Origin of the sequence: Lagierella massiliensis (assembly GCF_001407835.1) — a bacterium.
Classification (GTDB): domain Bacteria; phylum Bacillota; class Clostridia; order Tissierellales; family Peptoniphilaceae; genus Mediannikoviicoccus; species Mediannikoviicoccus massiliensis.
Genome location: NZ_CYUO01000005.1, coordinates 149,097 through 173,576, shown reverse-complemented (window position 1 = coordinate 173,576; position 24,480 = coordinate 149,097). Strand labels below are relative to the sequence as shown.

General features: G+C 34.5%; 16 protein-coding genes and 1 pseudogene. 1 reads left to right on the top strand and 16 read right to left on the bottom strand.

The genetic code is table 11. The features are described from left to right. Positions 1 to 236: 236 nt before the first annotated feature. The 11 genes and pseudogenes from BN2746_RS04485 to BN2746_RS04440 form a co-directional block, all read right to left on the bottom strand. On the bottom strand, positions 237 to 1,172 hold the full coding sequence (locus BN2746_RS04485; protein WP_055078644.1) for a glycosyltransferase family 2 protein: 936 nt from the start codon (positions 1,170 to 1,172) through the stop codon (positions 237 to 239). 131 nt (positions 1,173 to 1,303) lie between these two features. Continuing rightward, positions 1,304 to 1,564, bottom strand: a complete 261-nt coding sequence (locus BN2746_RS09180) for a cell wall-binding repeat-containing protein (protein ID WP_231718341.1) — start codon at positions 1,562 to 1,564, stop codon at positions 1,304 to 1,306. A 51-nt stretch (positions 1,565 to 1,615) separates the two neighbouring features. Further along, positions 1,616 to 1,846 (bottom strand): annotated as a pseudogene (locus BN2746_RS09235) (cell wall-binding repeat-containing protein); the annotation flags it as partial. Between the two features lie 12 nt (positions 1,847 to 1,858). Next, the gene (locus BN2746_RS04475) at positions 1,859 to 6,964 is read right to left on the bottom strand and encodes a leucine-rich repeat protein (RefSeq protein WP_055078642.1); all 5,106 of its coding nucleotides are present in this window, start codon (positions 6,962 to 6,964) and stop codon (positions 1,859 to 1,861) included. Between the two features lie 166 nt (positions 6,965 to 7,130). Next, positions 7,131 to 8,567, bottom strand: a complete 1,437-nt coding sequence (locus tag BN2746_RS04470) for a pyridoxal phosphate-dependent decarboxylase family protein (RefSeq protein ID WP_055078641.1) — start codon at positions 8,565 to 8,567, stop codon at positions 7,131 to 7,133. A 50-nt stretch (positions 8,568 to 8,617) separates the two neighbouring features. After that, the gene (locus tag BN2746_RS04465; protein WP_404803084.1) at positions 8,618 to 10,141 is read right to left on the bottom strand and encodes a helicase HerA-like domain-containing protein; all 1,524 of its coding nucleotides are present in this window, start codon (positions 10,139 to 10,141) and stop codon (positions 8,618 to 8,620) included. Positions 10,142 to 10,985: 844 nt separating this feature from the next. Further along, on the bottom strand, positions 10,986 to 12,824 hold the full coding sequence (locus tag BN2746_RS04460; protein ID WP_055078639.1) for an oligopeptide ABC transporter substrate-binding protein: 1,839 nt from the start codon (positions 12,822 to 12,824) through the stop codon (positions 10,986 to 10,988). Positions 12,825 to 12,875: 51 nt separating this feature from the next. Continuing rightward, a complete protein-coding gene (locus tag BN2746_RS04455; RefSeq protein ID WP_055078638.1) occupies positions 12,876 to 13,775 on the bottom strand; it encodes an ABC transporter permease in 900 nt (299 codons plus the stop codon). 11 nt (positions 13,776 to 13,786) lie between these two features. After that, on the bottom strand, positions 13,787 to 14,746 hold the full coding sequence (gene opp4B / locus BN2746_RS04450) for an oligopeptide ABC transporter permease (RefSeq protein ID WP_055078637.1): 960 nt from the start codon (positions 14,744 to 14,746) through the stop codon (positions 13,787 to 13,789). Next, positions 14,724 to 15,692 (bottom strand): ATP-binding cassette domain-containing protein, encoded by a 969-nt coding sequence (locus tag BN2746_RS04445; protein ID WP_055078636.1) that lies wholly within the window; start codon positions 15,690 to 15,692, stop codon positions 14,724 to 14,726. The genes opp4B and BN2746_RS04445 overlap by 23 nt, the downstream gene beginning before the upstream one ends. Further along, positions 15,689 to 16,693: an ABC transporter ATP-binding protein gene (locus tag BN2746_RS04440; RefSeq protein WP_055078635.1), complete on the bottom strand. Its 1,005-nt coding sequence runs from the start codon at positions 16,691 to 16,693 to the stop codon at positions 15,689 to 15,691. The genes BN2746_RS04445 and BN2746_RS04440 overlap by 4 nt, the downstream gene beginning before the upstream one ends. A 589-nt stretch (positions 16,694 to 17,282) precedes the next feature. Here BN2746_RS04440 and BN2746_RS04435 point away from each other — a divergent pair. Next, complete coding sequence (locus BN2746_RS04435; RefSeq protein WP_055078634.1) at positions 17,283 to 18,968, top strand: M3 family oligoendopeptidase; 1,686 nt, start codon at positions 17,283 to 17,285, stop codon at positions 18,966 to 18,968. Between the two features lie 655 nt (positions 18,969 to 19,623). Here the strand turns inward: BN2746_RS04435 and BN2746_RS04430 are convergent. The 5 genes from BN2746_RS04430 to BN2746_RS04415 form a co-directional block, all read right to left on the bottom strand. Continuing rightward, positions 19,624 to 20,271, bottom strand: coding sequence for an LLM class oxidoreductase (locus tag BN2746_RS04430; RefSeq protein ID WP_231718321.1), 648 nt, complete (start codon positions 20,269 to 20,271; stop codon positions 19,624 to 19,626). Then, entirely contained in the window at positions 20,268 to 20,609 is a 342-nt protein-coding gene (locus BN2746_RS09170) for an LLM class flavin-dependent oxidoreductase (RefSeq protein ID WP_231718320.1), read from the bottom strand. Before BN2746_RS09170 ends, BN2746_RS04430 begins: the two co-directional genes overlap by 4 nt. A gap of 945 nt (positions 20,610 to 21,554) precedes the next feature. Next, positions 21,555 to 22,196: a pyroglutamyl-peptidase I gene (gene pcp / locus BN2746_RS04425; RefSeq protein WP_055078633.1), complete on the bottom strand. Its 642-nt coding sequence runs from the start codon at positions 22,194 to 22,196 to the stop codon at positions 21,555 to 21,557. Between the two features lie 18 nt (positions 22,197 to 22,214). Continuing rightward, positions 22,215 to 23,210, bottom strand: coding sequence for a DUF979 domain-containing protein (locus BN2746_RS04420; protein WP_055078632.1), 996 nt, complete (start codon positions 23,208 to 23,210; stop codon positions 22,215 to 22,217). Beyond that, the gene (locus tag BN2746_RS04415) at positions 23,203 to 23,874 is read right to left on the bottom strand and encodes a DUF969 domain-containing protein (RefSeq protein WP_055078631.1); all 672 of its coding nucleotides are present in this window, start codon (positions 23,872 to 23,874) and stop codon (positions 23,203 to 23,205) included. The genes BN2746_RS04420 and BN2746_RS04415 overlap by 8 nt, the downstream gene beginning before the upstream one ends. Positions 23,875 to 24,480: the final 606 nt, after the last annotated feature.

Genomic DNA, 24,480 nt, shown 5'->3' with positions numbered 1-24,480 from the left:
TATGGTGTAAATCTATATAATAAACTATAAAACTTTAGCGCGAACTTTCATACAAAAAACAAAGCGAGTTGATTCATGATGAAGGAGAAAAAACGAGATCCTTCAGCTACAAATTTGCTACGCAAATTTTTCGTTCAGGATGACAGTACCATGAGGCATCAAGCCTTGTAACAGTGTAACTGACAAAACAATATTTTTTAGTTTGAATTTTTCAAAAAATTCAAAAAAAGAAAGCCTTAGCTTTCTTTCTTCTTTCCTTTCTTCAGGGTTATTCTATTTATAATCACCGTCTTCATAAATTTAAATGCTTCTACTATGCAGGCTATTGGTGCTTTTGTAAAGGAAATTAATGAGTATCCAATAAATGAAAGATACTTTTTATTTCTCTTACTTGCCACTGCTAAAACAGCGAAATGCCTCATGTTTATAAAACGAATTTGTTCTTTTGTTAGTAGATGAAAATACTTTTTCTTTTTCTCTTGTAGTATCTTCTCTCCTTTAATCTTATTTTTACCTGTTGAAATGGCCTCACCTTTATGTCTAAACACAACCACATCATATTCATCTAAATACCCAATCTTAAATCCATTTTCAATTGCTTTTAGCATCAGATAAAACTCTTGTCCCATTATGGCTTGGTCAAAACCACCTATCTCTTTAAGCTTTTCTGCTTTAAACATATATGTAGGAGTTCCCGTTGCATGGCGCATGATATGATATTTTAATAGCTCGCTATTTTCAAAAGACCATATGTCGTGATAGTCCCTTACATCTATAACGGCACCTTTGGAATTTTTAATCTCCATATTGGAAAAAATTAAATCAAAGTCGTTTTCTTCCATAAATTTAACTTGTTTCGAAACCTTCTCGCTTTTATACATATCATCGTCATCTAAAAATGTTATGTAGTCTCCAGTAGCTTTGAAAATCCCGACATTTCTTGCCAAAGCACCACCAAGGTTTACTTCATTTTGAATATATGTGATTCTGTCATCCTTTAGTGACTCTATGTACTCTTTAATATCATGTCTTTTGTCATAATCTTTAGGAGAGTCATCTATGATAATAATCTCCAAGTTTTCATATGTTTGATTTTGCAAAGATTCAACTGCCCTTTTTATGTAAGGCACTTCTCTTTTACATGTGGGCATTATAACCGAAACTCTTTTCATAGTTCCTCTCCTTTCAAAGTTTAATTATATCAGTTTTTTAAAGCTTTTTCCATTAGATAATTTATATCTTAATTTTTTGTAAAATAAAAAAAGGACAATGCGATTTCTCACATTGCCCTTCTTACACTAATTTACTTTACATTAGCAATACTACTGTCCCCACCTAAGATTATAGAATCTTTTATCTTCTTTTCTCTTAGGTATTCTTTTACGGATACTGGTACGTTTTCTTTTTCTATCAAGATTATTGGTGCGTTTTCTTTCTTTGATAGGTATGATGCTATTAGTGCATCTGCGTAGGTTCTTCCGTTTGCAAAGATTACTTTTTCTGGGTTAGTGTTAACTCTCTCTGCTAATTTTAGTGCTGTTTCTACTCTTGTTCTTCCTGCTATTCTTTCTACTGATAGTCCATCTTTTTGTAGTTTTGAGATTACTCCTTCTGATACTTGTTGGTTTCCTCCTACTACGATAACATTTTTTATTCCCCATTCTTTGATGGCTTTTTCTGTAATGCTATTTAATGAACTGTCTCCTGTTAATAGTATTGGTATGTTCATCTTTGCTGCTAAGCTTCCTGCTGTTAATGCGTCTATGAAGTTGTAGCCGTTTGCAAGGATGATGTCTGTCTTGTTAGTAGAGTTTCTTCTTCTTTCTTCTTTTGCTGATGTTTCATATCTATCTTTTCCTTAGATTCTTTCTACTTCTACTCCCATTTGTTCTATTTGTTTTTGTACTTTTTCTGAAATTACTGAGTCTCCTCCTGCGATTATTATCTTCTTTGGTTGTAGTCTCTTTATTTCTCCAAGTACTTCTTGAAGTATTGTGTCTTTTTCTACAAATAGTGTTGGTGCGTTTATTGCTATTCCAAATGGTGATGAGGTAAGTGAGTCTATCATTTCGCTACTTGATGTTAATACTATAGTGTCTGCTTGTTTGTATAGTCTCTTGCTTACTTCTACTGCTGTTATTTGACGATTCTTTCCTGATATCCTTGTTGAGTTTATTTTTTCAAATACTTCTTTGAAGGTATCGGTGTTTTTGATTTCGTTATCTTTTTGTTCTGGTTCTGTTGGTGATGGTTCAGTTGGTTCGGTTGGTGTTGTTGGTTCTGTTGGGTCTGTTTCTTCAACTTTTTCAACTACTACTGGAACTTCTACTATTCTCTTACTTCCATTAGGGAAGGTTACTTCAACTTTTCCTGTATATTCTCCAGCTACATTTGTATCTATATTTGGTTCTGTTATGTCTTTTACTTTTGAACCTTCTGGTAGATTTTTAATGTTGTCTGTTAGGTCTATCTCTTCTCCCTTTTTAACTACTTCTTTTTCGATGTCGGAAGCTTTTATTTCTGGGACAGGTGTGATTTCTCCTGTTCCATTAAAAATAACTTCTTGATTTAACAGTGACTTTTCATTATTAAATTTCAAATGATCTATATTTTTAGTATATAATTTTACGACTCTTACTTGAGCATCTGGGTTATTTAAATCTAAACTGTTTTTAAATGCATTATCTGCAATGCTTTTAAGTGATTTCGGTAAATCAACTTTAACTAAGTTGTTATTACTGAAAGCTTCTACTCCTATAGACTCTAATCCTTCTGGTAAGATTACTTCTGTTATATATCTATGTTTTTCTTTTTGTTTAAAGGCATCTTTACCTATGGTCTTTACATTTTTAGGAATAACAATTTTTTCAAGTAGGTTTGCTTGGAATCCCTTGTCTTTAATTGTAATTAAAGAGTCTGGTAATTTTAATTCTTTTAGCAAGTTTCCTCTAAATGCTGATTTACCAACTTTTGTTATTCCCTCGTGTAGTTCTAATTTTTCTATATCGTTGTAGCTGAATACACCTTCATTTATTTCTGTAAGTCCTTTAGATAATTTTAGGTTTTTAATTTTATTTAATGAAAATGCTCCTACTCCAAGTTCAGTTACTGAATCTGGTAAGTTTACAGTTTCAAGTTGGTTTCCATTAAAGGCTAAAGCTTCAACTGTCTTTAATGTTTTAGGGAAATCAACTGTTTTTAAAGCATTATATCTAAATGCATTTGAAGATATCTTTTCCAAGTTCTTAGGCCATTTTACATTTGTAATTCCATATGGTGAATCTGAAATTCCTGGAAGACATCCTTTGATTATCTCTAAGGTATCAAAATCTATTTCAAAAGCTCCCTTTCCAATTTCAGTTATGGTAGTACCGTCTGGATTTGTATCTGGTAAAACAACTTTTTTATTTACTTCAAATTTAAGTTTACCGCTATCGCTAAATCCTGTAATAGTATTTCCATCATATGTGAAATCATCTTGTGTATACTCTTCAATTACAGCTGTTCCTGTAAATATAAATCTTTGATTTTTTAGTGACTTTTCATTGTTTAATTCAAGATGCTTTTGATTTTCTGTGTATAAAACAACTACACCTTTATTTTCTACACCTACATTGCCTTTGAAACTATCGTCTGCAATTTTTTCAAGAGATGATGGCATCTTCACGTCTTTCAAAATATTGTTGATGAAAGCTTGTGCACCAATCTCTTTTAGACCTTCATTTAAATTTAATGTTTCAAGTGTTCCTGTTTTAGCATATCTATTCCCTGATTTAAATGCCATTCTTCCTATAGATTCGACAGATGAAGGAATTGTAAGTTCTGTTAATTGATGTCCAACAAAAGCACTTGGACCAATTTTTGTAATTCCCTCTTCTATAGTTAATTCTGTAATAGGATTCATTGTAAATAGTCCACCAGGTACTTCTCCTATACTTTCAGGAATTGTAACTTTTGTTATCTCATTAACTCCAAATACAGAAGTTCCAAGTTTTTTTAGATTATTACCTAAATCTATTTTGCTTAATTTATTATTGTTGAAAGCAAAATCTTCAATTGTAGTTACAGTTTCAGGAATTATAACTGATTCAATTCCCATATTTCTAAATGCTTCTTTACCAATTATTGTTATGGTTTCACCATCTGTTGACTTTTCTGGTAAGTTTACATCTTTAGATATTTCAAGTCTCTTTAGTCCTTGTTCAGAAAAACCAGTGATTGTTGCTCCATCATAGGTAAAGTCTGAAGAAATAAACTTAGTTTCGTCTTCAACTAATATAAACTTTTGATTCTTTAATGATTTATCATTATTAAAGTCTAAGTGTGTTTCATTTGTTGTCTTTAACTCTACAACTTGACCGTTTCCTTTAAACGCTCTATAATCTATTTCTTCTAATGTAGAAGGCATTTTGACTTCTTTTAGGTTATTGTTTTGGAAGGCTTCTCTATCTATCTTTTCTAAACCTTCGTGTAAGATTAGTTCTTTTAGTTTTCCACTTTGTGCTGTTGAGCCTCCACTAAATGCCGTTCTTCCTACTGATTTTACAGTAGCCGGAAGTTCTAATCTGTCTATCTTGCATCCTGTAAATGCAGATTGACCTATTGTTTCAACGCCGTCTTCAATAACAATCTTTGTTGAAATATTTGTTGAGAACATTCCACTTGGTATTTCTTTTAATGTTCCAGGTATTGTTACTTCTTCTATCTTGTTACTTGCAAAAGCTGCATTTCCTGCTTTTTCCAATTTTGATGGTAATTTTATTTCTGTTAATTCATTCATTTGGAAAGCAAGGTTTCCTATAGATTTTACTGTTTCTGGAATTGTTACTGATTTAATTCCCTTTGATGTAAATGCAGAATCTCCTATTGCTGTAATAGTTTTACCATCTGTTGATTTTTCTGGTAGGTTTACTTCTTTTAATGTTTCAAATTTCTTTTCCCCTGTTTCGGAAAATCCTGTTATGGTTTCTCCATCATATGTGAAGTCTGAAGAAATGAATTTTGACTCGTCTTCAACAGGTTCATTAATATTGAATTCAAATTCAAGAGTATTTGTTCCGCCATAGTTTGAAGCCTTATTCATTATAAAGCCAGGTCTTTGTGGGAATGTTTCGTCGGTTATCTCTTGCATTTTCCCTTTTACAATGGCTTTTGCATTTTCAAAATCTTCAATAGGTTCCCAAATTGTATCTATGTTTACATATTCATCAAATTTTCCAGTTTTAAACTTTTGAAGTTGTGCTGTACCGCTTTCTCCTGCTTTTTGATAAGATGACATAAACTGAATATTAACATTATCTTCTATCCATTTTTCAAGCTCTTCTGGTGAAGATACATTTACTTCTGTTGGATTTGTTGTTGTGATTAAATTTGTTTTTACATTATTACAAAATGATGTGAAGTCAACAAAAAGTTCTTTTTGAATGTCTTCCAGTTCAAAAACACTTATTTCTTGACCAAGATTGTTTTTTAATGTTAACTTCGCAGAATCTTTTCCACCTTTTATAATAAATTTATTTATGTTGGTAAATCTAAATGCTGAAGGTCCAACCCATTCAACTGTTGATGGAATTACAAGGCTACCACTTAATAACTTATCGTTAATAAAAGCATGGTTTCCTATTTCTTCAAGGCCTTCATTAAATATAACTTCTCTAAGGTTTTTGTTATTATTAAAAGAATATGAGCCAATACTCTTCATAGAATCTGGAAATACTAATTTAGAAAAATTATTATTCGAGAAAGATCCATATTCTGTAAATTCAAGATGTTTTGGAAGTGTTAATGCTGTTAAGTTTTTATTTCCAAAAGCACCTGCTCCAATTCCAACTACTTTTACTCCATCTATCTCGTCAGGAATAACTAATTCTGTTTTATTTCCAAGATATTTAGTTATTACTCCCTTTTCAGAGTCAAATTCATATTCTTTGTTTGTTTCAGTAGGTGATTTAACTACAAACTCTAAAGAAATAGTATTTTGTCCCTGGCAATTGTCTGGATTTGCAAGCATATATCCATCTTTTGTTGGAAGCTCTTTGGCTTTTTCCTTATCCAGTACCCCAGTAACATTAAATTCACTATTTTTAACAAATACATCTTTAGTATTCCAAGCAATTTCTAAAGGTACTTTTATATCAGAGTGACCTGAATTATCACTTGCTTTAACATAATATGTTGCAAATTGAATATTAATATTATTCTTTATCCAATTATCAACATCAGTGTAATTAGAAGCGGTTAGTTCAATTTCGTTAACAGGAGCAATTACAGTTATTTTTTCTTTAACTTCCCTATTACAAAATGCAGTATAATCAACTGTTATATCTTTTCTTTCGTTTTCAAGATAAATGTAGTTTAAGTGATCACTAATAGCATTTTTTAAAACTATAGGCGCAGAGTTTTCATTACCTTTAATATTTAAAGTAATTAGATTACTCTTGAAAAATGCCTTTGGTCCTATCCATTCAACTGTTGAAGGAATATCCACCTCTCCTGCAAGTTCTGGAAGATTTGCAAACGCAAATGTTTCAATTGATTTTAATCCTTCATTTAAATGCACTTCTTTAAGTTGTTTATTAAGAGTAAAGGCATAAGCTTCTATTCTCCTCATAGTTGAAGGCATCTTAATAGATGTAAGATTATTGTTCCCAAGCGCTCCCCATTTTAGATATGTCATACCTTCAGGTAAAACAACGGAGTTTAATCCTTTCTTATTCAATGCACCATTTCCTAGTCCATAGACTTGTTTACCATCAATTTTAGATGGGATCACAAGATCTTTTTCCGTTCCATTATATCCAGTTATTTCTCCATTTTCCTTATCAAATTCAAAATCTGACGCACTTGAAACTTCATTAGCAGAAGGTTGTGCTGCTGCAGGTTCTTGTGCAAATGCTGATATTGGAGACAATATCATGGATAGTACAAGCATTAACGATAAAAATCGTTTAGTAATTTTTTTCAAATTGTTTCCTCCTTAATATTTTTATGAAATCTACACACATTAAATTTTAATAGATTTACATATCTTCCTATAATAGGATAACACTTTTTGAATTAATATCAAAATTGTATGAATAATTGTTTTGTTATTTATTACATTAAAAAACAGGTGCATATAGCACCCGCCTCTATTCTAAGCCCAATTCTTTGATATCTTTCTTTATATTTTCCACAACTTCCTTTATATTTTCCTTTGTAAGGCATGGGTGAATTGCACAAAATCTTAAAACGGTCTTTCCTCTAAGCTGTGTTGTGTAATAAATTGCCTTATTCCTTTTAGTTGCCATCTCTGATAGTTTATGATTTATCTCATTAAGTTCTTCTTCTGAATACTTTTCGTTATAATATCTAACGTTGATACATGAAAGCATTGCCGGTGAAACTATTTCAAAGTATTCTTCACCTTTAAAGAGCTCTTCAAAGTACTTTGCTGATTCAAATCCAGTATCAATTGCACTTCTCATTCCCTTTAATCCAACTCTTTGTAATGTATACCAAAGCCTCATACCCCTTGTAGGAGATGTAAGTTCTATTCCTATGTCCCAGAAGTTTACTTTTGAGTCATCTGCTGCAACATCCTTTAAGTATTCAGGGTTTGCATTAAAAGTTCTTGTCATTGCAAGTCTATCTTTACAAATAATTGCAGCGCATCCGTATGATTGGAAAAGCCACTTATGTCCATCCCAGCTCACTGAGTCACTGCGTTCGATTCCATCATATAGATATTTATAGGATGAAAGAACTCCCGTTGCACCATATGCACCGTCAATGTGAAGCCATGCATCAAACTCTTCTGCAATATCTGCAAGTTCATTTAACGGATCTATTGAACCTGTATTTGTTGTTCCTGCAGTTCCTACAATTAAAAATGGAATATATCCTTCTTCCTTATCCTTTTTCATTTGTTCTCTAAGTATGTCAGGTTTCATTCTGAAAAGTTCATCAGTTTCTATCTTTCTAATATTTTTAAGTGGCACACCCATTATATGAAAACCCTTTGCAACTGATGAGTGAGTTTGGTCTGATATATATACAGTTCCCTTTAAAATCTCCTCATCTTTTAGCTTTTCATTTCTTGCAATTACAGAGGCAGTTAAATTTGCCATAGATCCACCTGATACAAATAGCCCACCAAGTTCTTTAGTTGGATAGCCAATGTTTTCTCCCATCCAGTTGATAAGCCACTTCTGAGCTATGGCAACCCCCTCTGAAAGTATGTGAGAACCTCCATATGGAGAATGAATTGAATTTATAACCTCTCCTACAACAGATACTGGTGATAACGCAAGTGGAATAAAAGAAAAGAACTGAGGATGATTTTGCTTTGTCACATAATTATAAAGCAAGTCATGCATCTGGTCGATTACCTCTTGTGCGTCCCTTGGCTCTTCACCAAATTTTATATTTTTAATCTCCTCTTCTTTTTCAAGTGGTAGAGGATTGTCAATAATATTTTCTGCAACAGCGTCTTGACTGTCCATAAGTTTAGGCATTAAATTAGCTAATATCTCCTTAGCCTCTTGCCAGTCATATAATATCTCTTTTTCATCTCTTTGATTTTCCATTCTATCCCTCCCTATAGGATTATATCACTATTTGACTGATTGTATTAATCCTACCTATTCTTTCTTTTAAATGAACCAAGGATTCCCCTTGCCATCTCTCTTCCAATTTGCCTTGTAAAGGCACCAAGGATGGAATTTACCGTCTTGTCCACATATTTATATTTTTCTTTTCTTTCACGTTCTTCCTTTTTACGGATCTTTTCCGCTTCTCTTTCCATCTTTTCAAGTTCTTTTCTATCAAGCTCCTCTTGTTTTATTCTCTCTTCCTCAAATTCTGCTCGTTTTTGTTCTTCTTCCTCTTTCTCTAACTTCTCCGATAAAATTTCGTATGCGGAGACTCTGTCAATAGTCTCTTCATACTTTCCGTAAATTTCAGAATTTGAAATAATATAATTTAAATCAGAAGACGAAAGTACGTCAAAAGAACTATGAGGTGGTCTAATGATAACCTTCTCCACTTCCGTTGGAATATTCTTCTCATCAAGGGTTTGTATAACAGCTTCTCCAACTCCAAGATTTAATATTTCATCCATAGTATCTACGCCGGGTCTTTGCCTCAAAGACTCAGAAATAACCTTTACAGCCTTTGCCTCTTTAGGTGAAAAGGCTCTAAGTTGATGAATAATCTTTGTTCCAAGTTGCGCTGAGATTTCATTTGGAATATCAAGAGGGTTTTGAGTTATAAAAAAGACTCCAACTCCCTTTGATCTAATAAGCCTAACCACAGTCACAATCTTTTCAAGTAAATTCTTTGAAATATTATTAAAAATTAAATGAGCTTCGTCAAAGAAAAATACCATTATAGGCTTTTCTGGATTACCTACCTCAGGAAGTATTTCAAAAAGTTCAGAGAAAAGATAAATTAAAAATGCACAGTATAGTCTCGGCTTTTTCATTAGCTTTTTACTATTAAGTATATTTACAAAACCATTTCCAAGTTCGTCCTTTTTTAAAAAGTCCTTTATATCAACAGAAGTTTCGCCAAAAAATTCATTCGCTCCCTCTTCTTCAAGTACAAGTAATTTTCTTTGAATTGCAGCGATTGATGAAGATGAAATGTTTCCATACTTTTCAGAAATCTCTTTAGAATTTCTTCTTAAATAGTCCAGCATTTGAGTTAAATCCTTGAAGTCCAAAAGTAAAAGTCCTTCCTCATCAGCAACCCTAAATAAAACATTTAAAACACCTTCCTGTGTTTCATTTAGCTCAAGGACTTCAGAAAGAAGTACAGGACCAAACTGAGACACAGTGACCCTAAGAGGAATCCCCTCTTCCTTATATATGTCCCAAACATTTATAGGATAGTTTCTAAATTCAAAGTCTGATATACCCAAAGACAGAAGTCTCTCTTTTATATTTTCATTTTCACTTCCAACCTTTGAGAGATTTATAATATCTCCCTTAACATCACTGATAAAAGTTGGCACACCAAGAGCAGAAAGCTCTTCACAAAGAACCTTTACAGTAACAGTCTTTCCACTTCCCGTTGCACCAGAGATAACCCCATGCTGATTTAACTTTTCACTTCTTATGTTGAAGTCGTTTTCTCCCTTGCCTAAATATAGATTCATAATACCTCCTTTTCCCATTAGAAATATTATATCATTAAAAAAGGAGAGGAAAAGATAAAAAAACTTTCTATGAAAAGTTTTTTGATTAAAGTTTTTTTGTAGGGCTTTTCCCTACGTGGTTTGATTCCACAGTACTGTCATACTGAGCGAGCGAGAGCGAGTCGAAGTATCTCGAGATTTTCTTAGAAAATCTCGGCAAAAGTCTATTAATTATTTTATTTTGTAGGGTTTCGCCCTACAACCATTTTATTTCTAACCCACTTTCTCATTTAACCAAGGGGAGAACTAAGAAACCTTTTCGTATGGTTTCTAACGTTCTCCCCTTGAAATCCCCTCTTCCTTACCTTCCAAACGATTCAGGACTGCCGTCCTGAAAACCTGCTTAGAAAGAGGAAGAAAATCTTGTTGGATTTTCTTCTGTTTTTAATATCATACTTTGGATACTATTGCATTATTAAATTTATTCTGTCCCTCTAACATATACTTAGTAATGAGATTCTTCGACTTCAATTTTTTGTGCTAAAAAATTTTCGCTCAGAATGACATAGCGAAGTATAATTACTTCTATAATAGTGCCGTAAGGCACTAACAGGAAAGCCTTAGCTTTCCTACCACTTTACAAAAGGGGTCTTGGGGATATCCCCAAGTCGTTGGGAGGTAAAGGGGGTTTTCAAGGGGGATAGGAACCGTACGAAACGGTTCCTTTTCCCCCTTGGTAGAATAAAACGAATGAATATACTATAAATAAATGGGTTGTAGGGTGTAACCCTACAACTACCATTGGTTGCTGCCTTTTCAAAGGCAAAAAAAGACCCCAAGCACTGCTTGGAGCCTATTTTTTCAATTCTTATTTGTCTAATGGTTTTTCTGCTGATACTGCCCAGTCTCCTGAGTTAGTAACTTTTTCACCATTACCATAACCTGCGTCATAGTTTAGCACACGGTTATTAACCATTTGCCATCCTGTTCTCCATTGTAGTGGAATTGCAGGTACTTCATCAAATACTATTTGTTGGAAGTCCTTGTAAGCTTTAGCCATGAATTCTGGATCTGCTGCTTCTGGACTTGTGATTCTATCAATAGCTTCTTGTAACTTGTCTGAAGTGTATCTTGACATGTTAAATGCTGCACTATTTCCATAAGTTTCTTTTGGACTTGGGTTAGTTCCTACTCCCCAAGCTGCTGCGAACACGTCTATTCCTTCATCTTCTGATTCAAGTTTGTCATAGAATGAGTTGAATTCTATTAGGTTACCTGTTGCAAGTTCAGCTTTTAGACCAATCTTTTCCCAACATTGTAGATAATATTGTGAAAGTGGTTCTTGTGTATCTCCACCTGACATCATAGCTAAGTTAATTGTTAGTGGTTCACCATTTGGATCTTCTCTAAATCCGTCGTTGTCAACGTCTTTGTAACCTGCTTCGTCAAGAAGTTTCATAGCTTTGTCTGGATCGTATACATATCCTTTAATGTCGTTATTGTAGAATTCTGTAAAGATAGGAAGTGTAACTGACTTAGCTAATTCGTTGTGTCCTTTATAGAACTTTTCAGCGATTGCATTTTGGTCAATTGCATATCCTAAAGCTTTTCTTAGGTTTACATTTGCCATTTTAGCATCTGGGTTTGTAGTTATTTCACCTTTTTCTTGATCGTAGTGTCCAAGCATGAATCCAAAATAGCTGTAGTAGAAATCTCCTGTTCCAACCATTTGGTATCCTGGAACTTTTTGTAATTCGTCTACAGATTTAGATGGCACTGAAGAAATCATGTCATATTTATGAGCTTTCATTGCAGATACTACGTTTGATACTGGAACAACTTCCATGTTTATCTTAGCGATTTTAGGTTTTCCTTTGTAGTAGTGTTCGTTAGCTGAAAGTTCAATCTTTTGACCTTGTACATAGTTTGAAATGTAGTAAGGTCCTGCAGAAAGAGGTTTAACACGAATTTGATCTGATTCTTCAAGTTCACCTATAGGAATATCTTTGATATAGTGATATGGTGTTAGGTCAACACGAAGTCCTGAACCCCATTGAGTTGCAGGTGTAAGTTCAGTGTATTGAATAACAACTGTATGATCATCTGGTGTAGTTATACCTGAAATCTTGTCAGTTGTTCCTTCATGATATTCTTTCATACCAACAATTCTTTCGTCTTCTGTTTTGTCATAACGAACTCCAGTGTAATCTTTATGTCCAACGATGTAGTACGCATAAGCTAAGTCCATAGCTGTTACTGGTGTACCATCGTTCCATTTTAAATCTGGATTTAATTTGAAAGTAACTGTCTTTGCATCTTGGTCATAGTTTATTTCAACTTTGTCAGATGAAATAATACGGAAACTGTCATCAGAATCATATAGGTTTCCACCATTCATCATTTGCATTACAATACTGTCATTTTGATCTTGATATAATGATGCGTCAAACACACCTTTAATTGGTGAATCTGATACGATACCATATTCAAGAATTCCATCTTCAATAGCTTCGCCTTCGTTCTTTACAGGTAGACTCTTAGCGTCCCAATTGATTTTTGATTCGCCGTTGTCCTTGCTTACAACTTCAGTTGAGTTTGTGTTGCCTGCGTCAGTAGAATTTGTTTTTCCACTGTCTCCAGGTTTACATGCTGTTAGCGACATTCCAACTGCCAATGTTAATGCTAACACTTTAGTAAATTTTTTCATCTCTACACTCCTTTTTTTATTTTTTACATGCTTAGCATGAAAAATAACTAATTAAACCCTTCTTTGTTTTGCGTCAGCTGCTCTTCTTAAAGCTTGTCCAACATAGTTTATAGATAAGGTAAATACAAGTACTAAAAGCACCGCCGGAACCCATATATATAGTTTATCTGCTATAACTTCAGGGTCTCTTGCATATGAAATTAGTGTTCCAAGGGATGGTTCTTTTAGTGGTAAACCAAATCCAAGGAAGGTAAGTCCTGTTTCAATACCTATGTTTGCTGCAAGTGCCAGTGTACTGTCTACAATTATAATTGAACCTATGTTTGGAAGTATTTCCGCAAACATTATCTTTAGTGGTGGTGTTCCCATTGTCTTTGAAGCAGAAATATAGTCCTTTCTTCCTTCAGATAATGATTTTGACCTTACAAGCCTTGCCACTCCAGTCCAATAAAAGGCTGACATTATAAGAACAAATTTCCATTTGTTATACTTAGGAATAATTGTTACAAGTACGATTATTATCATGGTTACTGGAAGAACTTGTAAAAAGTCTATAATTCTCATGATTATATTGTCTACCATTCCACCGTAGTAACCGATTATAAGTCCAACTGTAACACCTATTACTGTTGTGATTATAGTAACTAAAAATCCGATTTGGACTGATGTGTATCCACCAAGTAAAAGTTGTCCAAGTATATCCCTTCCACCTTTGTCGGCTCCAAGTATATAGCCTTCTTCACCAGGTCTTGCATAGGAGTTAAATATATCAACTTCCATAACAGCTTTAGAATCTAAAACAATCTTTGATACAATTAGTCCTATTATTAAAATGCATAGCAAAAAGAATGATGCCAGTGCAAGTTTGTCATTTTTAACTTCGTTTACTATAACTTTAAAACCCATTGGTTTTTCAGAAACCTCTGGTTTTTTCTTCATTGTTTTTTCCATTCTTGTACCCCCTAATCTATTCTTATACGAGGGTCTACTATGGTCATTATGATGTCAGATAGAAGCGAACCCATAAGTGTTAAAAGTCCATATAACAACACAAGTGTAGTTATAACTGAATAGTCTCTGGAGGATATACTCTCGATAAACAAAGAACCCATTCCTGGATATGCAAATACGGTTTCAATCATTACTGAACCTCCAAGAAGTCCTGTGATTTGGAAGCCGAAGAAAGCTGCTATTGGAAGTAGTGAGTTTCTAAATATATGGTGACTGTACACCTTTTTAGTAGGAACCCCTTTTGCTCTCGCTGTTCTTACGTAGTCTTGAGTCTTTGCATCTATAATTTCGTTTCTTAAATATTGCACTGTACCTGTTGTTGCAATTAATGCATATGATAGGGCAGGTAATAACATGTGGTAAAGTCTTGATCCAATGTATGAAAGACCTGTCCCTGCAGATATTGAAACCGTTCCACCTGTTGGGAACCACTTTAATCTATATCCAAAGATTAAAAGTGACACAAGATACATTACAAAGCCTGGTATGGATAGGGTTAAGAAGTTATACAGGTTAATCCCCTGGTCTATCTTCGTGCCGCTCCTCCGCCCTGCAATAATTCCAAGAGGAAGTGCTATTGCATACATCAGCACCATTGATAAAAGTGCTAACCAGAAAGTGTTTTGTGCTCTTTCTCCAATAACTCTATTTACAGGCATCTTCATTGTATATGACTTACCGAAGTCCCCATGTGCTGCATTCTTTAACCATCTTACATATTGTGTTGGTAGTGGATCGTTAAGTCCTGCCTTTTCTCTTAACTCCTCAAGTCTTGCTGGTGGTGTTTGAGGACTTATCATTCCTGAGAATGGATCCCCAGGCATGAACTTTGCAAGTACAAACACAAATATAGAAAGTATAAATAGCTGAGGTATCATAATTAAAACTCTACGCAATACTGTTTTCCACATTGTACAATACCTCCTTATCTTTTATTGCCGCATAGTGATTATCGCCTATTTCGATAAGGTCATATACCCTACCTTCTGGACTATAATACTCACCTTTTTCTTCATGATATAATTTTTCAACTGCAACTCTATTAGCTTGAACTTCTTTTCTTATGTTCGGATTAACTTGTGGAATCGCAGCTATAAGTCTTTTAGTATAGATGTGAGCAGGTTCTCTATAAATTACATCTCTATTTCCCTGTTCAACAAATCTACCTCTGTGCATAATGTAGATGTAGTCACACATATGCTTTACAACCCCTAAGTCGTGGGATATAAATAGATAGGCAAGTCCAAAAGCTTCTTGAATATCCTTCATGTAGTTTAAAACTTGGGCTTGAACTGAAAGGTCCAGTGCAGATACTGGTTCGTCAGCTATGATTAGTTTTGGTTTTAAAGCTACAGCTCTTGCAACTCCAATTCTCTGTCTTTGTCCACCAGAGAACTCGTGAGGATATTTGTAAAGTGCATCATGAGGCATACCTACAATATCAAGTAATTCAAGTACTCTTTTCTTTCTCTCATCAGGAGTTAAAGACTTTTCAAAATTATCAATAGGTTCTGCAATAATATCTAAAACTCTTCTCTTTGGGTCAAGTGAAGATGCGGAGTCTTGGAAAATCATTTGAACATCTTTATTAAATTCAATCTTCTTTCTTACATGTTTATTTGAAACATCTTCCCCATTGTAGAGAATGCTTCCTTCTGTTATCTTTTCAAGTCCAACAATTGTCTTTCCGATAGTGGATTTTCCTGAACCAGACTCTCCAATCAGTCCATAGGTCTTCCCTGGTTCAATATTCATATTCACGCCGTCAACAGCACGAACATAATCTTGAATTGTATTGAAGAAGCCTCCTCTGATAGGATAATGTATCTTAAGATCTTTTATTTCTAAGAAACTCATTCTTTCACCCTTTCTTCTGGGAAGTAGAAGGTCTTGTAGCAAGTACATCTTACAAAGTGTCCTTCTGAAACTTCATGTAGTACTGGATCTTTTTCGTGAGCTTCTTCTGGAATCCATGGAATTCTTGAAGAGAATCTACAACCAGTCTTTGGCATATTCTTAAGAGATGGAACCATACCTTGAATAACATGAAGATCTTCTCCAACTGCATCATCTTGAGGAACGGAGTTAAGTAAAGACCTTGTATAAGGATGAAGAGGATTGTTAAATAACTCTTCCACAGGTGCAATCTCAACAAATTGTCCCGCATACATAACTGCAACTCTATCAGCTGTTTGAGCTACAACTCCTAAATCGTGAGTAATTAAAATAATTCCTGCATTGATTTCTTTTCTTAGTTTATTAATAAGATCGAGGATTTGAGCCTGTATTGTAACATCAAGAGCTGTTGTAGGCTCATCTGCAATAAGCACATTAGGGTTACATGAAAGCGCTATCGCAATTATAACACGTTGACGCATACCCCCTGATAACTCATGAGGAAACTGTCTGTAACATCTTTCAGGATTATTTATTCCAACTTGTCCCAAAAGTTCAATTGCCTTTTTCTTTCTCTCTTCTTTATTCAACTTTGTATGATATATAAGAGCTTCCTCAATTTGTTCTCCAATCCTATGTAGAGGATTTAGAGAAGCCAGAGGGTCTTGAAATATCATTCCAATTTCCCCACCACGAATTTCAGTGAATTTTTTTTCGTCGTAGGTGAGAAGGTTCTCTCCATTATACATTACTTCACCACTAACTTTGGTGTAAACCATGTTGTGTAAACCCATTACAGTAGTAGCAATAGTTGACTTTCCACAACCAGATTCACCAACAATGGCGAGAACTTCATCAGAATAAAGATCCAAATCTACTCCATCAACCGCATCATAGTATTCACCATCGATACGGAAAGATGTATGAAGATCTTTGATTTCCAAAAGTTTTTTCTTCTCCATATTTTCTCCATTCTACCCATACTAATGTATGTATTCTTGATTTGATAAAAAGCTCTATTCATCTTAAGTAAATTCAATTATATACTAAAGCTTTTTACTAAATTTCACCATTTCATCTCATAAAGATTAAAGTTTTTATAATTTTATGCATTAATGGTTAAAAAATTTTTTCTTGTAACAACTCGACTTGAGTCATCACAAGACTTTAATTATTTTTATTATAATAACATAAAATTCCTCTTAGTAGCAAATATTTTTTTACCATGATAGTTATGTTGCAAAACAAATATCACATTATTGAAGTTCTATATCTATCTTTTCCTAAATAAAAAATATCGAGCTCATTAATTGAAAAATTCATTAAATCCGCAGGTTTAATGCAGATGTAATGAATAATTACGCTTCACATAGTCATTTTGTTTTATTATCATTAGTAAATTATACTTCCATAACTCTTAAGTTATCTTTAAGGGTTATATATAATATAACAGACTAAGACTATCTTGTCCACCAAAAATTAAATTTTTAATTTCATAATTCCCTTGAATTTATCATCACTCTAATTTAATATAGAAACAGGAGGGATATGATGAAATTTAACGAAATGAAATATGAAAGACCCAAACTTGAAGATATAAAAGAAAAGTACAAGTCTTTTAAAGAAAAAATGAAAAACGCATCAAATGGAAAAAAACTTATAGACACAATTAAAGAGTTCTTAAAATTTGAAAAAGAGATTGGAACTTTATATACCCTTGTTAGCGTAAGACACTCTATCGACACAAGAGACGAGTTCTATAAAGAAGAAAACGACTATTGGGATGAAATTAGCCCAGTGATGTCAAACTACTATTCTGAAATTGCAAAGGTTATATTAGAATCAAAATATAAAGATGAGGTAGAAAAAGAAATCGGTAAACACTATCTTGATCTTTTAGAATGTTCACTTGTAATAGAAGAAAAAGCTATTCCATATCTACAAAAAGAAAATAGCCTTATTACTAAGTATGACAACCTAATTGCCAATTCTGAAATAGAATTTGAAGGTAAAACTTACACACTTACACAAATGGGTCCACTTCTTCAAGACACCAATAGAGAAAGAAGAAAGGCTGCCTACAAGGCACGTTGGAACTTCTTTAAGGAAAATATGGAAACAATCGACAACATCTATGACGAGATGGTAAAGGTACGTCATGAGATGGCAGTTGCTCTTGGATACAAAGACTATATCGAATTTAGATATAAACAACTCTCAAGAACTGACTACACAAGAGAAGAAGTTAAGAGATATAGAGAAAAAATTCTTAAAAACATTACACCATTAGTTGTAGAACTTAACAAAATACAAAAAGAAGAGCTTGGAATAGAAGACTTTAAATTCTACGACAAGCCAATTGAGTTTACAGAAGGAACTCCAAGACCAATGGGCGACAAGGACTACATCGTTGGAAAAGCAAAACATATGTATGAAGAGCTGTCAAAAGAAACAGGAGAGTTTTTCAACTTCATGATTTCAAACGACCTGATGGACCTTAACGCACAACCTGGTAAAATGGGTGGAGGCTACTGTACTTCCTTTGACGCATACAAATCACCATTTATATTTGCAAACTTCAACGGAACAAAGGGCGACGTGGAAGTTGTAACCCACGAAGCAGGTCACGCATTCCAAAACTATATGTCACAGGACAAAGAGATTGTAGAATACATTTGGCCAACATATGAGTCATGCGAAATCCATTCAATGTCAATGGAATTTTTAACATGGCCATGGATGAAAGACTTCTTTGAAAACGAAGACAAATTTAAATTTGCACATCTAAAAGGGGCCATATCATTTTTACCATATGGCGTTACAATAGACCACTTCCAACACTGGGTATACGAAAACCCAACAGCAACACCGGAAGAGAGAAGAAAGAAATTCCACGAAATAGAAATGATTTACCAACCAGACTTAGACTACGATAACGAATTTCTTGAAAAGGGTGGGTACTGGTTTACACAAAGCCATGTGTTCTCTGCACCATTCTATTATATTGACTACACATTGGCACAAGTACTCGCTTTCGAATATTTAATAAAATCCCTTGAAGATCCTAAAAAGACTTTAGACGAATATATAACATTATGTAAAGCAGGTGGAGAAGAGTCATTCTTCAACCTAATCGAAATTGGAAAACTTAAAAACCCAATGACAACAGATGTGCTTGATGAAATAAAACCAAAACTTGAAAATATTTTAAAAGAATTAAAAGAAAAGATCTCATAAAAAAGATGCCAGTTGGCATCTTTTTTTATGATAAGTAAGAAGTGGGAAGGAAAGTTTTAAAAAACTTTCTATTAAAAATCTTTGCCTTTCGGCATTGTTGTTAGAAACAAGCACACCCCGCTTTGTCATCCTGAGCGAGCGAAGCGAGTCGAAGGATCTCGTGAACTTTCTAATAGAAAGTTCACGCTAAAGTACCCTGAGTTGCTTTGTAGGTCTATGACCTACTACCATTTTTATTTCTAATATATTTTATCTTTTAATTCTACCAAGGGGGAAAAGGCACCGTTTCGTACGTTCCTATCCCCCTTTTAAACCCCCTTTACCTCCCAACGACTTGGGGATATCCCCAAGACCCCTTTTGTAAAGTAGTAGGAAAGCTAAGGCTTTCCTTGTTGTGCCTATCGGCACATTATTTTTTTATTTTGTAGGGTTATACCCTACTACTCTGTTATTTCTTATATGTATTTTCTTTTAATCGCCTTACGGCATTGTTATGAAAGTTTTATAAACTTACAGCAATCTTTTTTATACAACTATTTTATTCCTAATATTAGTGGCAGGATGCTTGCAAATAAGTCATAACAAACAAAAAACTCTAATTTACAATCTAAGCACAAAAAATGCACGCATCTGCGTGCATAATTTATTTAATATTTTATCCGTTTAAAATTATTTCTTCAAAGTACTTGTAATTATCTATGAGAACATCGGTATCTGGTATATAGGACGCTCCGATAACTTCGTCTGGCTTGTACTCTTCTTTGATGCGTTTCCAAGTTTTTGCGGCTTCGTCAATGTCGCCGTCAATGGATAGGCCCTTGGAAGTTCTAAGGATAAATTTTTCCATGGACGTGAGTTCAGGCTCATTGTCAGGATCTAGTTTCATAAATTCCTTGCGTTCTTTTCTTATAAATTGCAGAGAAATATTTTCAGCGTGCTTCTTTAGAACTTCTGCTTCTTTCTTGGTCTTTGCAATGTTAACAGAAGTGCCAAGCATTACATAAGGTTTATCCAGATATTTTGAAGGCTTGAATTCTTTTCTGTAAATGCCAAGGGCATAACCAATAGTATTTGGTGCAAAGTGGCCAGCAAAAGAATATGGTAGACCGAGCTCTGCTGCTATGTGGGCAGAGGTTTCCGATGAGCCTAATATAGTTAGAGGAATTTTTGAGCCAGCTCCTGGAAAAGGTGCGACATCTAAATTCCATGCATCATCAGACATATACATTTGCATTTCCTGGATAGCCTTTTTAAAATCTTCTTTTCTATAAATATTTCTATAAATTAAATTTGCCGTTTTCATATCTGTGCAGGTGCACGGCCAATGCCCATGTCAACCCTGCCAGGGTAGAGAATATTAAGGGTCGCATATCTTTCGACAACTTGAAATGGCGTGTGGTTGGGAAGCATTACTCCGCCAGCCCCAACTGTAATTCTCTTTGTATTATTTAAAATGTGGCCAATCATTAGGTCTGTGGCAGCACCTAAAACTGCTGGGCTGTTGTGGTGTTCTGCCAGCCAGTACCTATAAAAATCGTGATCGTCAGCAAATTGTGCCAAAGAAACTGCTCTATTTATGGCATCAATTTGACTTTCGTCTCTGAATTTTGGTATTAAATTTAAAATTGAAACTTTTGTCATAATAACTCCTTTCTATTTACATTTACCCAATACAGTGGGTTATTAATTATGGCGTTGGGAGTTATGGATATTTTAGACGAAAATTAAAGATCCCTTAATAGATAATGCCAGTGGGAAGTGGGAAGGAAAGTTTTAAAAAACTTTCTATGAAAATTTTGTTTTTTTGTTTTGTAGGTCTATGACCTACATACCAACTCAGGAGACTTTTACAGTTGCTTTTCAATGAAAAGTAACTGAGGTCGCCTTCTGACACTTTTCTTCGAAAAGTGAGATTCTTCGACTCACAAATTTCTCCGAAATTTTTTCGCTCAGAATTACACACGTGTGTCTATCACATTTCGTATAACGAAAACATTCAAAACAAAACTAAAAAAGAGAAGAAAATCCTTTGGATTTTCTTCATTTTTCACTGGGGTTTGGGGTGTCCCCAAGCGTTTTAAGGGTGTAAAAGGATGGGGTTTTAGGGGCAGGATATGAGGGGAAATCTCAATCCCCTTAATCCTGCCCCTAAGGTAAGAAGTGATTATATATTAGAAAAAAGATAGTTGTAGGGCTTTCACCCTACAAAATAACTCAGGAAACTTTAACCGAGATTTTCTAAGAAAATCTCGAGATACTTCGACTCGCATTCGCTCGCTCAGTATGACAATACCAGGAAATAAAACTAAGTAAAACAAAACCATACAAAATAAAAATAAAAAATAGAAGAAAATCCAACAAGATTTTCTTCCTCTTTCTAAGCAGGTTTTCAGGACAGCAGTCCTGAATCGTTGGAGGTGCAGGGTGTGGGTTTCAAAGGGCGAGGGATAGGAACATACGAAACGTTCCTAAGGCCCTCGCCCTTTGGTATAGAATGAATAACTTTATTAGTAATAAAATGGTAGTAGGTCATATACCTACAAAACAAAAAATAAAAAAAGGAAAGCTCTCGCTTTCCCCTATCCTTTAGTGTGTTTTTCCACCAGTAACTTTTATATCTGTATCATTTTCCACAATTGCTTCAATTGCAAGTTCTAATGCCTTAACAATTGTATCAAGTGCCATTGATGGCATATTCTTTTTATCTGTAACTTGTTCTGGCAAGAATGGAATGTGGATAAATCCAGTTCTCATGTTTGGATATTTTGTTGCTTGAATATGAGCAACACCATATAGAACGTGATTACAGATAAATGTTCCTGCAGTATTTGAAACTGATGCTGGAATTTTACCTTCTTTTATGTGTTCAACCATTGCCTTTATTGGTAGTGTTGAGAAGTATGCCGCTGGGCCATCTTCTGCTACCTTTTCATCAATAGGTTGGTTGCCTTCGTTGTCTTTGATTCTGCAGTCGTCGCAGTTTATTCCAACTCTTTCCACTGTAATGTCAGGTCTTCCTCCAGCTTGTCCAATGGATAGTACCACATCAGGTTTAACTTCTTCTATCTTTTCTTTAATCTTATCAACAGATTTTCCAATTACTGTAGGAATTTCTAACTTAATTATTTCCACTCCCTTAATTTCATCCGGTAATTTCTTTACAGATTCAATTGCAGGGTTTATAGATTCGCCACCGAATGGGTCAAATCCAGTTACTAAGATTTTCATTAAATCACTCCTCCTAAATTAAAATCCAAATACTAACATCAATATAATGTGAACAACTATTAAAGTTAAGGCCACCGGTGCTTGTGTCTTCATAATTGTGTATTCATTATCTGTTTCAAGTATAGCCGCAGGAACGATATTGAAGTTTGCAGCCATAGGTGTCATAAGAGTACCACAGTATCCACAAGTCATACCAAGAGCACCAATTACTGCTGGGTTTGCACCATTTGCAATTACAAATGGAATACCAACTCCAAGTGTAATAACAGTAAATGCAGCAAAGGCATTACCCATAATCATTGTAAATAGCGCCATGCCCAAGCAATATGCAACTACACCTAAAACCTTCGCTCCAGGTGGCACAATAGCAGTTACACCAGAACCAATAACTTCACCAACGCCCGCCGCTGCAAAAACAGTACCAAGAGCTCCTAAAAGTTGTGGTAATAGTGATGAACTACCAATAGTCATAAGCATCTTTGCAGTATCTTCTTTAGTTTCATGATACTTAGCCTTTGTAATAACAAGGGCGATGATAATAGCTATTATAGATGATATACCCAAAGTTTGTGCTGCTGAAAATCCAAAATAGATTGGACCCTCTTCACCTGTACCAACAGTAATCTTAAAACTCTTAGCTTGAGCCATAATCATAGCTATAATACCAATAGCAAGAGCAGGAATAAATATTTTATTTCCAACTCTCTTACCATACTCTACCTTTTGTTCTTCACTTTGGTCTTTAAATTCACCAACTTGAACTTGCTTAGTCAAAGTTAAAACTCCAAGCACAAGTAAAAGACCACCAACAATTGCTCCACCATACTGGAACTTATCAACTATAAACTTTCCAGTGCAGAATAAAATACCAAGTAAAGTCCAAAAAGCACAAGTTCCCATAGGAGATTTTTTATTTCTAAGACCAGTAATACCAGTCATAATGCAAATCAATCCACATAAAATAAAGATGATTTCATCAATTATAATGCTGTTATCAGCTATAAATTTAAACATGTTTCATGTCCTTTCTTAGTCTTCTCTCATATAAATAGCATTGTACTAACGCTAATATTAACATGGAAATACCAGCTAAAATAGAACTTCTTGCTATTTCACCATTAGTAACATCGAAACCTGCTTGATTAAGAGTACCTTGAATTAAAAGTACACCAGAAGCTACAGGGAATATGTTTTGTCCAAAAAAGTTTCCGTAGTTTTCAGCAGCCCCAGCAAGCCCCTTTAATTCCTCAAGTCTTTTTTCGGAAAGTTCAACCTTCTTATTAGCAGCCCCTTCAGCCATCGGTAAAATTAATGGTCTAACAAATTGAACGTGACCACCAAGTCTAAGAGAAAGAGCAGCTGCTGCCCATCTAATTAAGATGTAAAGGCCAACAACACCACCAGCACTGGCAGACTTCATCTTTTGAATAGCCTCCGCAGCCCTGTCCTTAAGACCATATCTTTCCATAATAGCAATTAGAGGTAAACTCAAGAAGAAAAGTGACATGTATCTATTATTTACAAATCCCTTTCCAATTACATCTAATACTTCAACAATTGGCATGCCGGCAATAAGACCAGTTACCAATCCGGATATAAGCACTACTGCAACAACATCAAGCTTTAGAGCAAAGCCAATGACAATTATCAGTACGCCTATTAAAACCCAATAGTTCATATAGAACCTCCTTTATTTTTTTATTTTTTTAAATAAAAATAATTCCACATGGTACAGTTATCATAAAAAATAATAAAAGCACCGTGTTTTTAATTATATCATATGGAGGGGAAGTTTTTTGTAAAAAACTTTTATGCAAAAACTTTTTTGTTTTTGGTTTTGTTTTGTAGGTCTATGACCTACGAGGCTTGGAATCTCCCAGTATTGTCATACTGAGCGAGCGAAGCGAGTCGAAGTATCTCGTGAACTTTCTTGTGGAAAGTTCACGCTAAACCCTATTGATTCGTTTTGTAGGTCTATGACCTACTACTTCATTATTTTTAATATATTATTTCTTTTAATTCTATCAAAGGGGGATAAGGAACCGTTTCGTACGTTCCTATCCCCCTTTTAAACCCCCTTTACCTCCCAACGACTTGGGGATATCCCCAAGACCCCTTTTGTAAAGTGGTAGGAAAGCTAAAGCTTTCCAGTTTGTGCCTATCGGCTCTTTATTTTCTCGTTATACTAAGTGTAATAGCCCCACGTGTGTGTCATCCTGAACGGAAAATTTGCGAAGCAAATTTGTAGCTGAAGGATCTCGTGAACTTTCTAATAGAAAGTTCA

Excerpts from the sequence above, each read along its gene's own strand:
- BN2746_RS04485 (WP_055078644.1), bottom strand. The coding sequence starts at position 1,172 with ATGAAAAGAGTTTCGGTTATAATGCCCACATGTAAAAGAGAAGTGCCT.
- BN2746_RS04470 (WP_055078641.1), bottom strand. The coding sequence starts at position 8,567 with ATGGAAAATCAAAGAGATGAAAAAGAGATATTATATGACTGGCAAGAG.
- BN2746_RS04460 (WP_055078639.1), bottom strand. The coding sequence starts at position 12,824 with ATGAAAAAATTTACTAAAGTGTTAGCATTAACATTGGCAGTTGGAATG.
- BN2746_RS04455 (WP_055078638.1), bottom strand. The coding sequence starts at position 13,775 with ATGGAAAAAACAATGAAGAAAAAACCAGAGGTTTCTGAAAAACCAATG.
- opp4B (WP_055078637.1), bottom strand. The coding sequence starts at position 14,746 with ATGTGGAAAACAGTATTGCGTAGAGTTTTAATTATGATACCTCAGCTA.
- BN2746_RS04445 (WP_055078636.1), bottom strand. The coding sequence starts at position 15,692 with ATGAGTTTCTTAGAAATAAAAGATCTTAAGATACATTATCCTATCAGA.
- BN2746_RS04440 (WP_055078635.1), bottom strand. The coding sequence starts at position 16,693 with ATGGAGAAGAAAAAACTTTTGGAAATCAAAGATCTTCATACATCTTTC.
- BN2746_RS04435 (WP_055078634.1), top strand. The coding sequence starts at position 17,283 with ATGAAATTTAACGAAATGAAATATGAAAGACCCAAACTTGAAGATATA.
- BN2746_RS04430 (WP_231718321.1), bottom strand. The coding sequence starts at position 20,271 with ATGAAAACGGCAAATTTAATTTATAGAAATATTTATAGAAAAGAAGAT.
- BN2746_RS09170 (WP_231718320.1), bottom strand. The coding sequence starts at position 20,609 with ATGACAAAAGTTTCAATTTTAAATTTAATACCAAAATTCAGAGACGAA.
- pcp (WP_055078633.1), bottom strand. The coding sequence starts at position 22,196 with ATGAAAATCTTAGTAACTGGATTTGACCCATTCGGTGGCGAATCTATA.
- BN2746_RS04420 (WP_055078632.1), bottom strand. The coding sequence starts at position 23,210 with ATGTTTAAATTTATAGCTGATAACAGCATTATAATTGATGAAATCATC.
- BN2746_RS04415 (WP_055078631.1), bottom strand. The coding sequence starts at position 23,874 with ATGAACTATTGGGTTTTAATAGGCGTACTGATAATTGTCATTGGCTTT.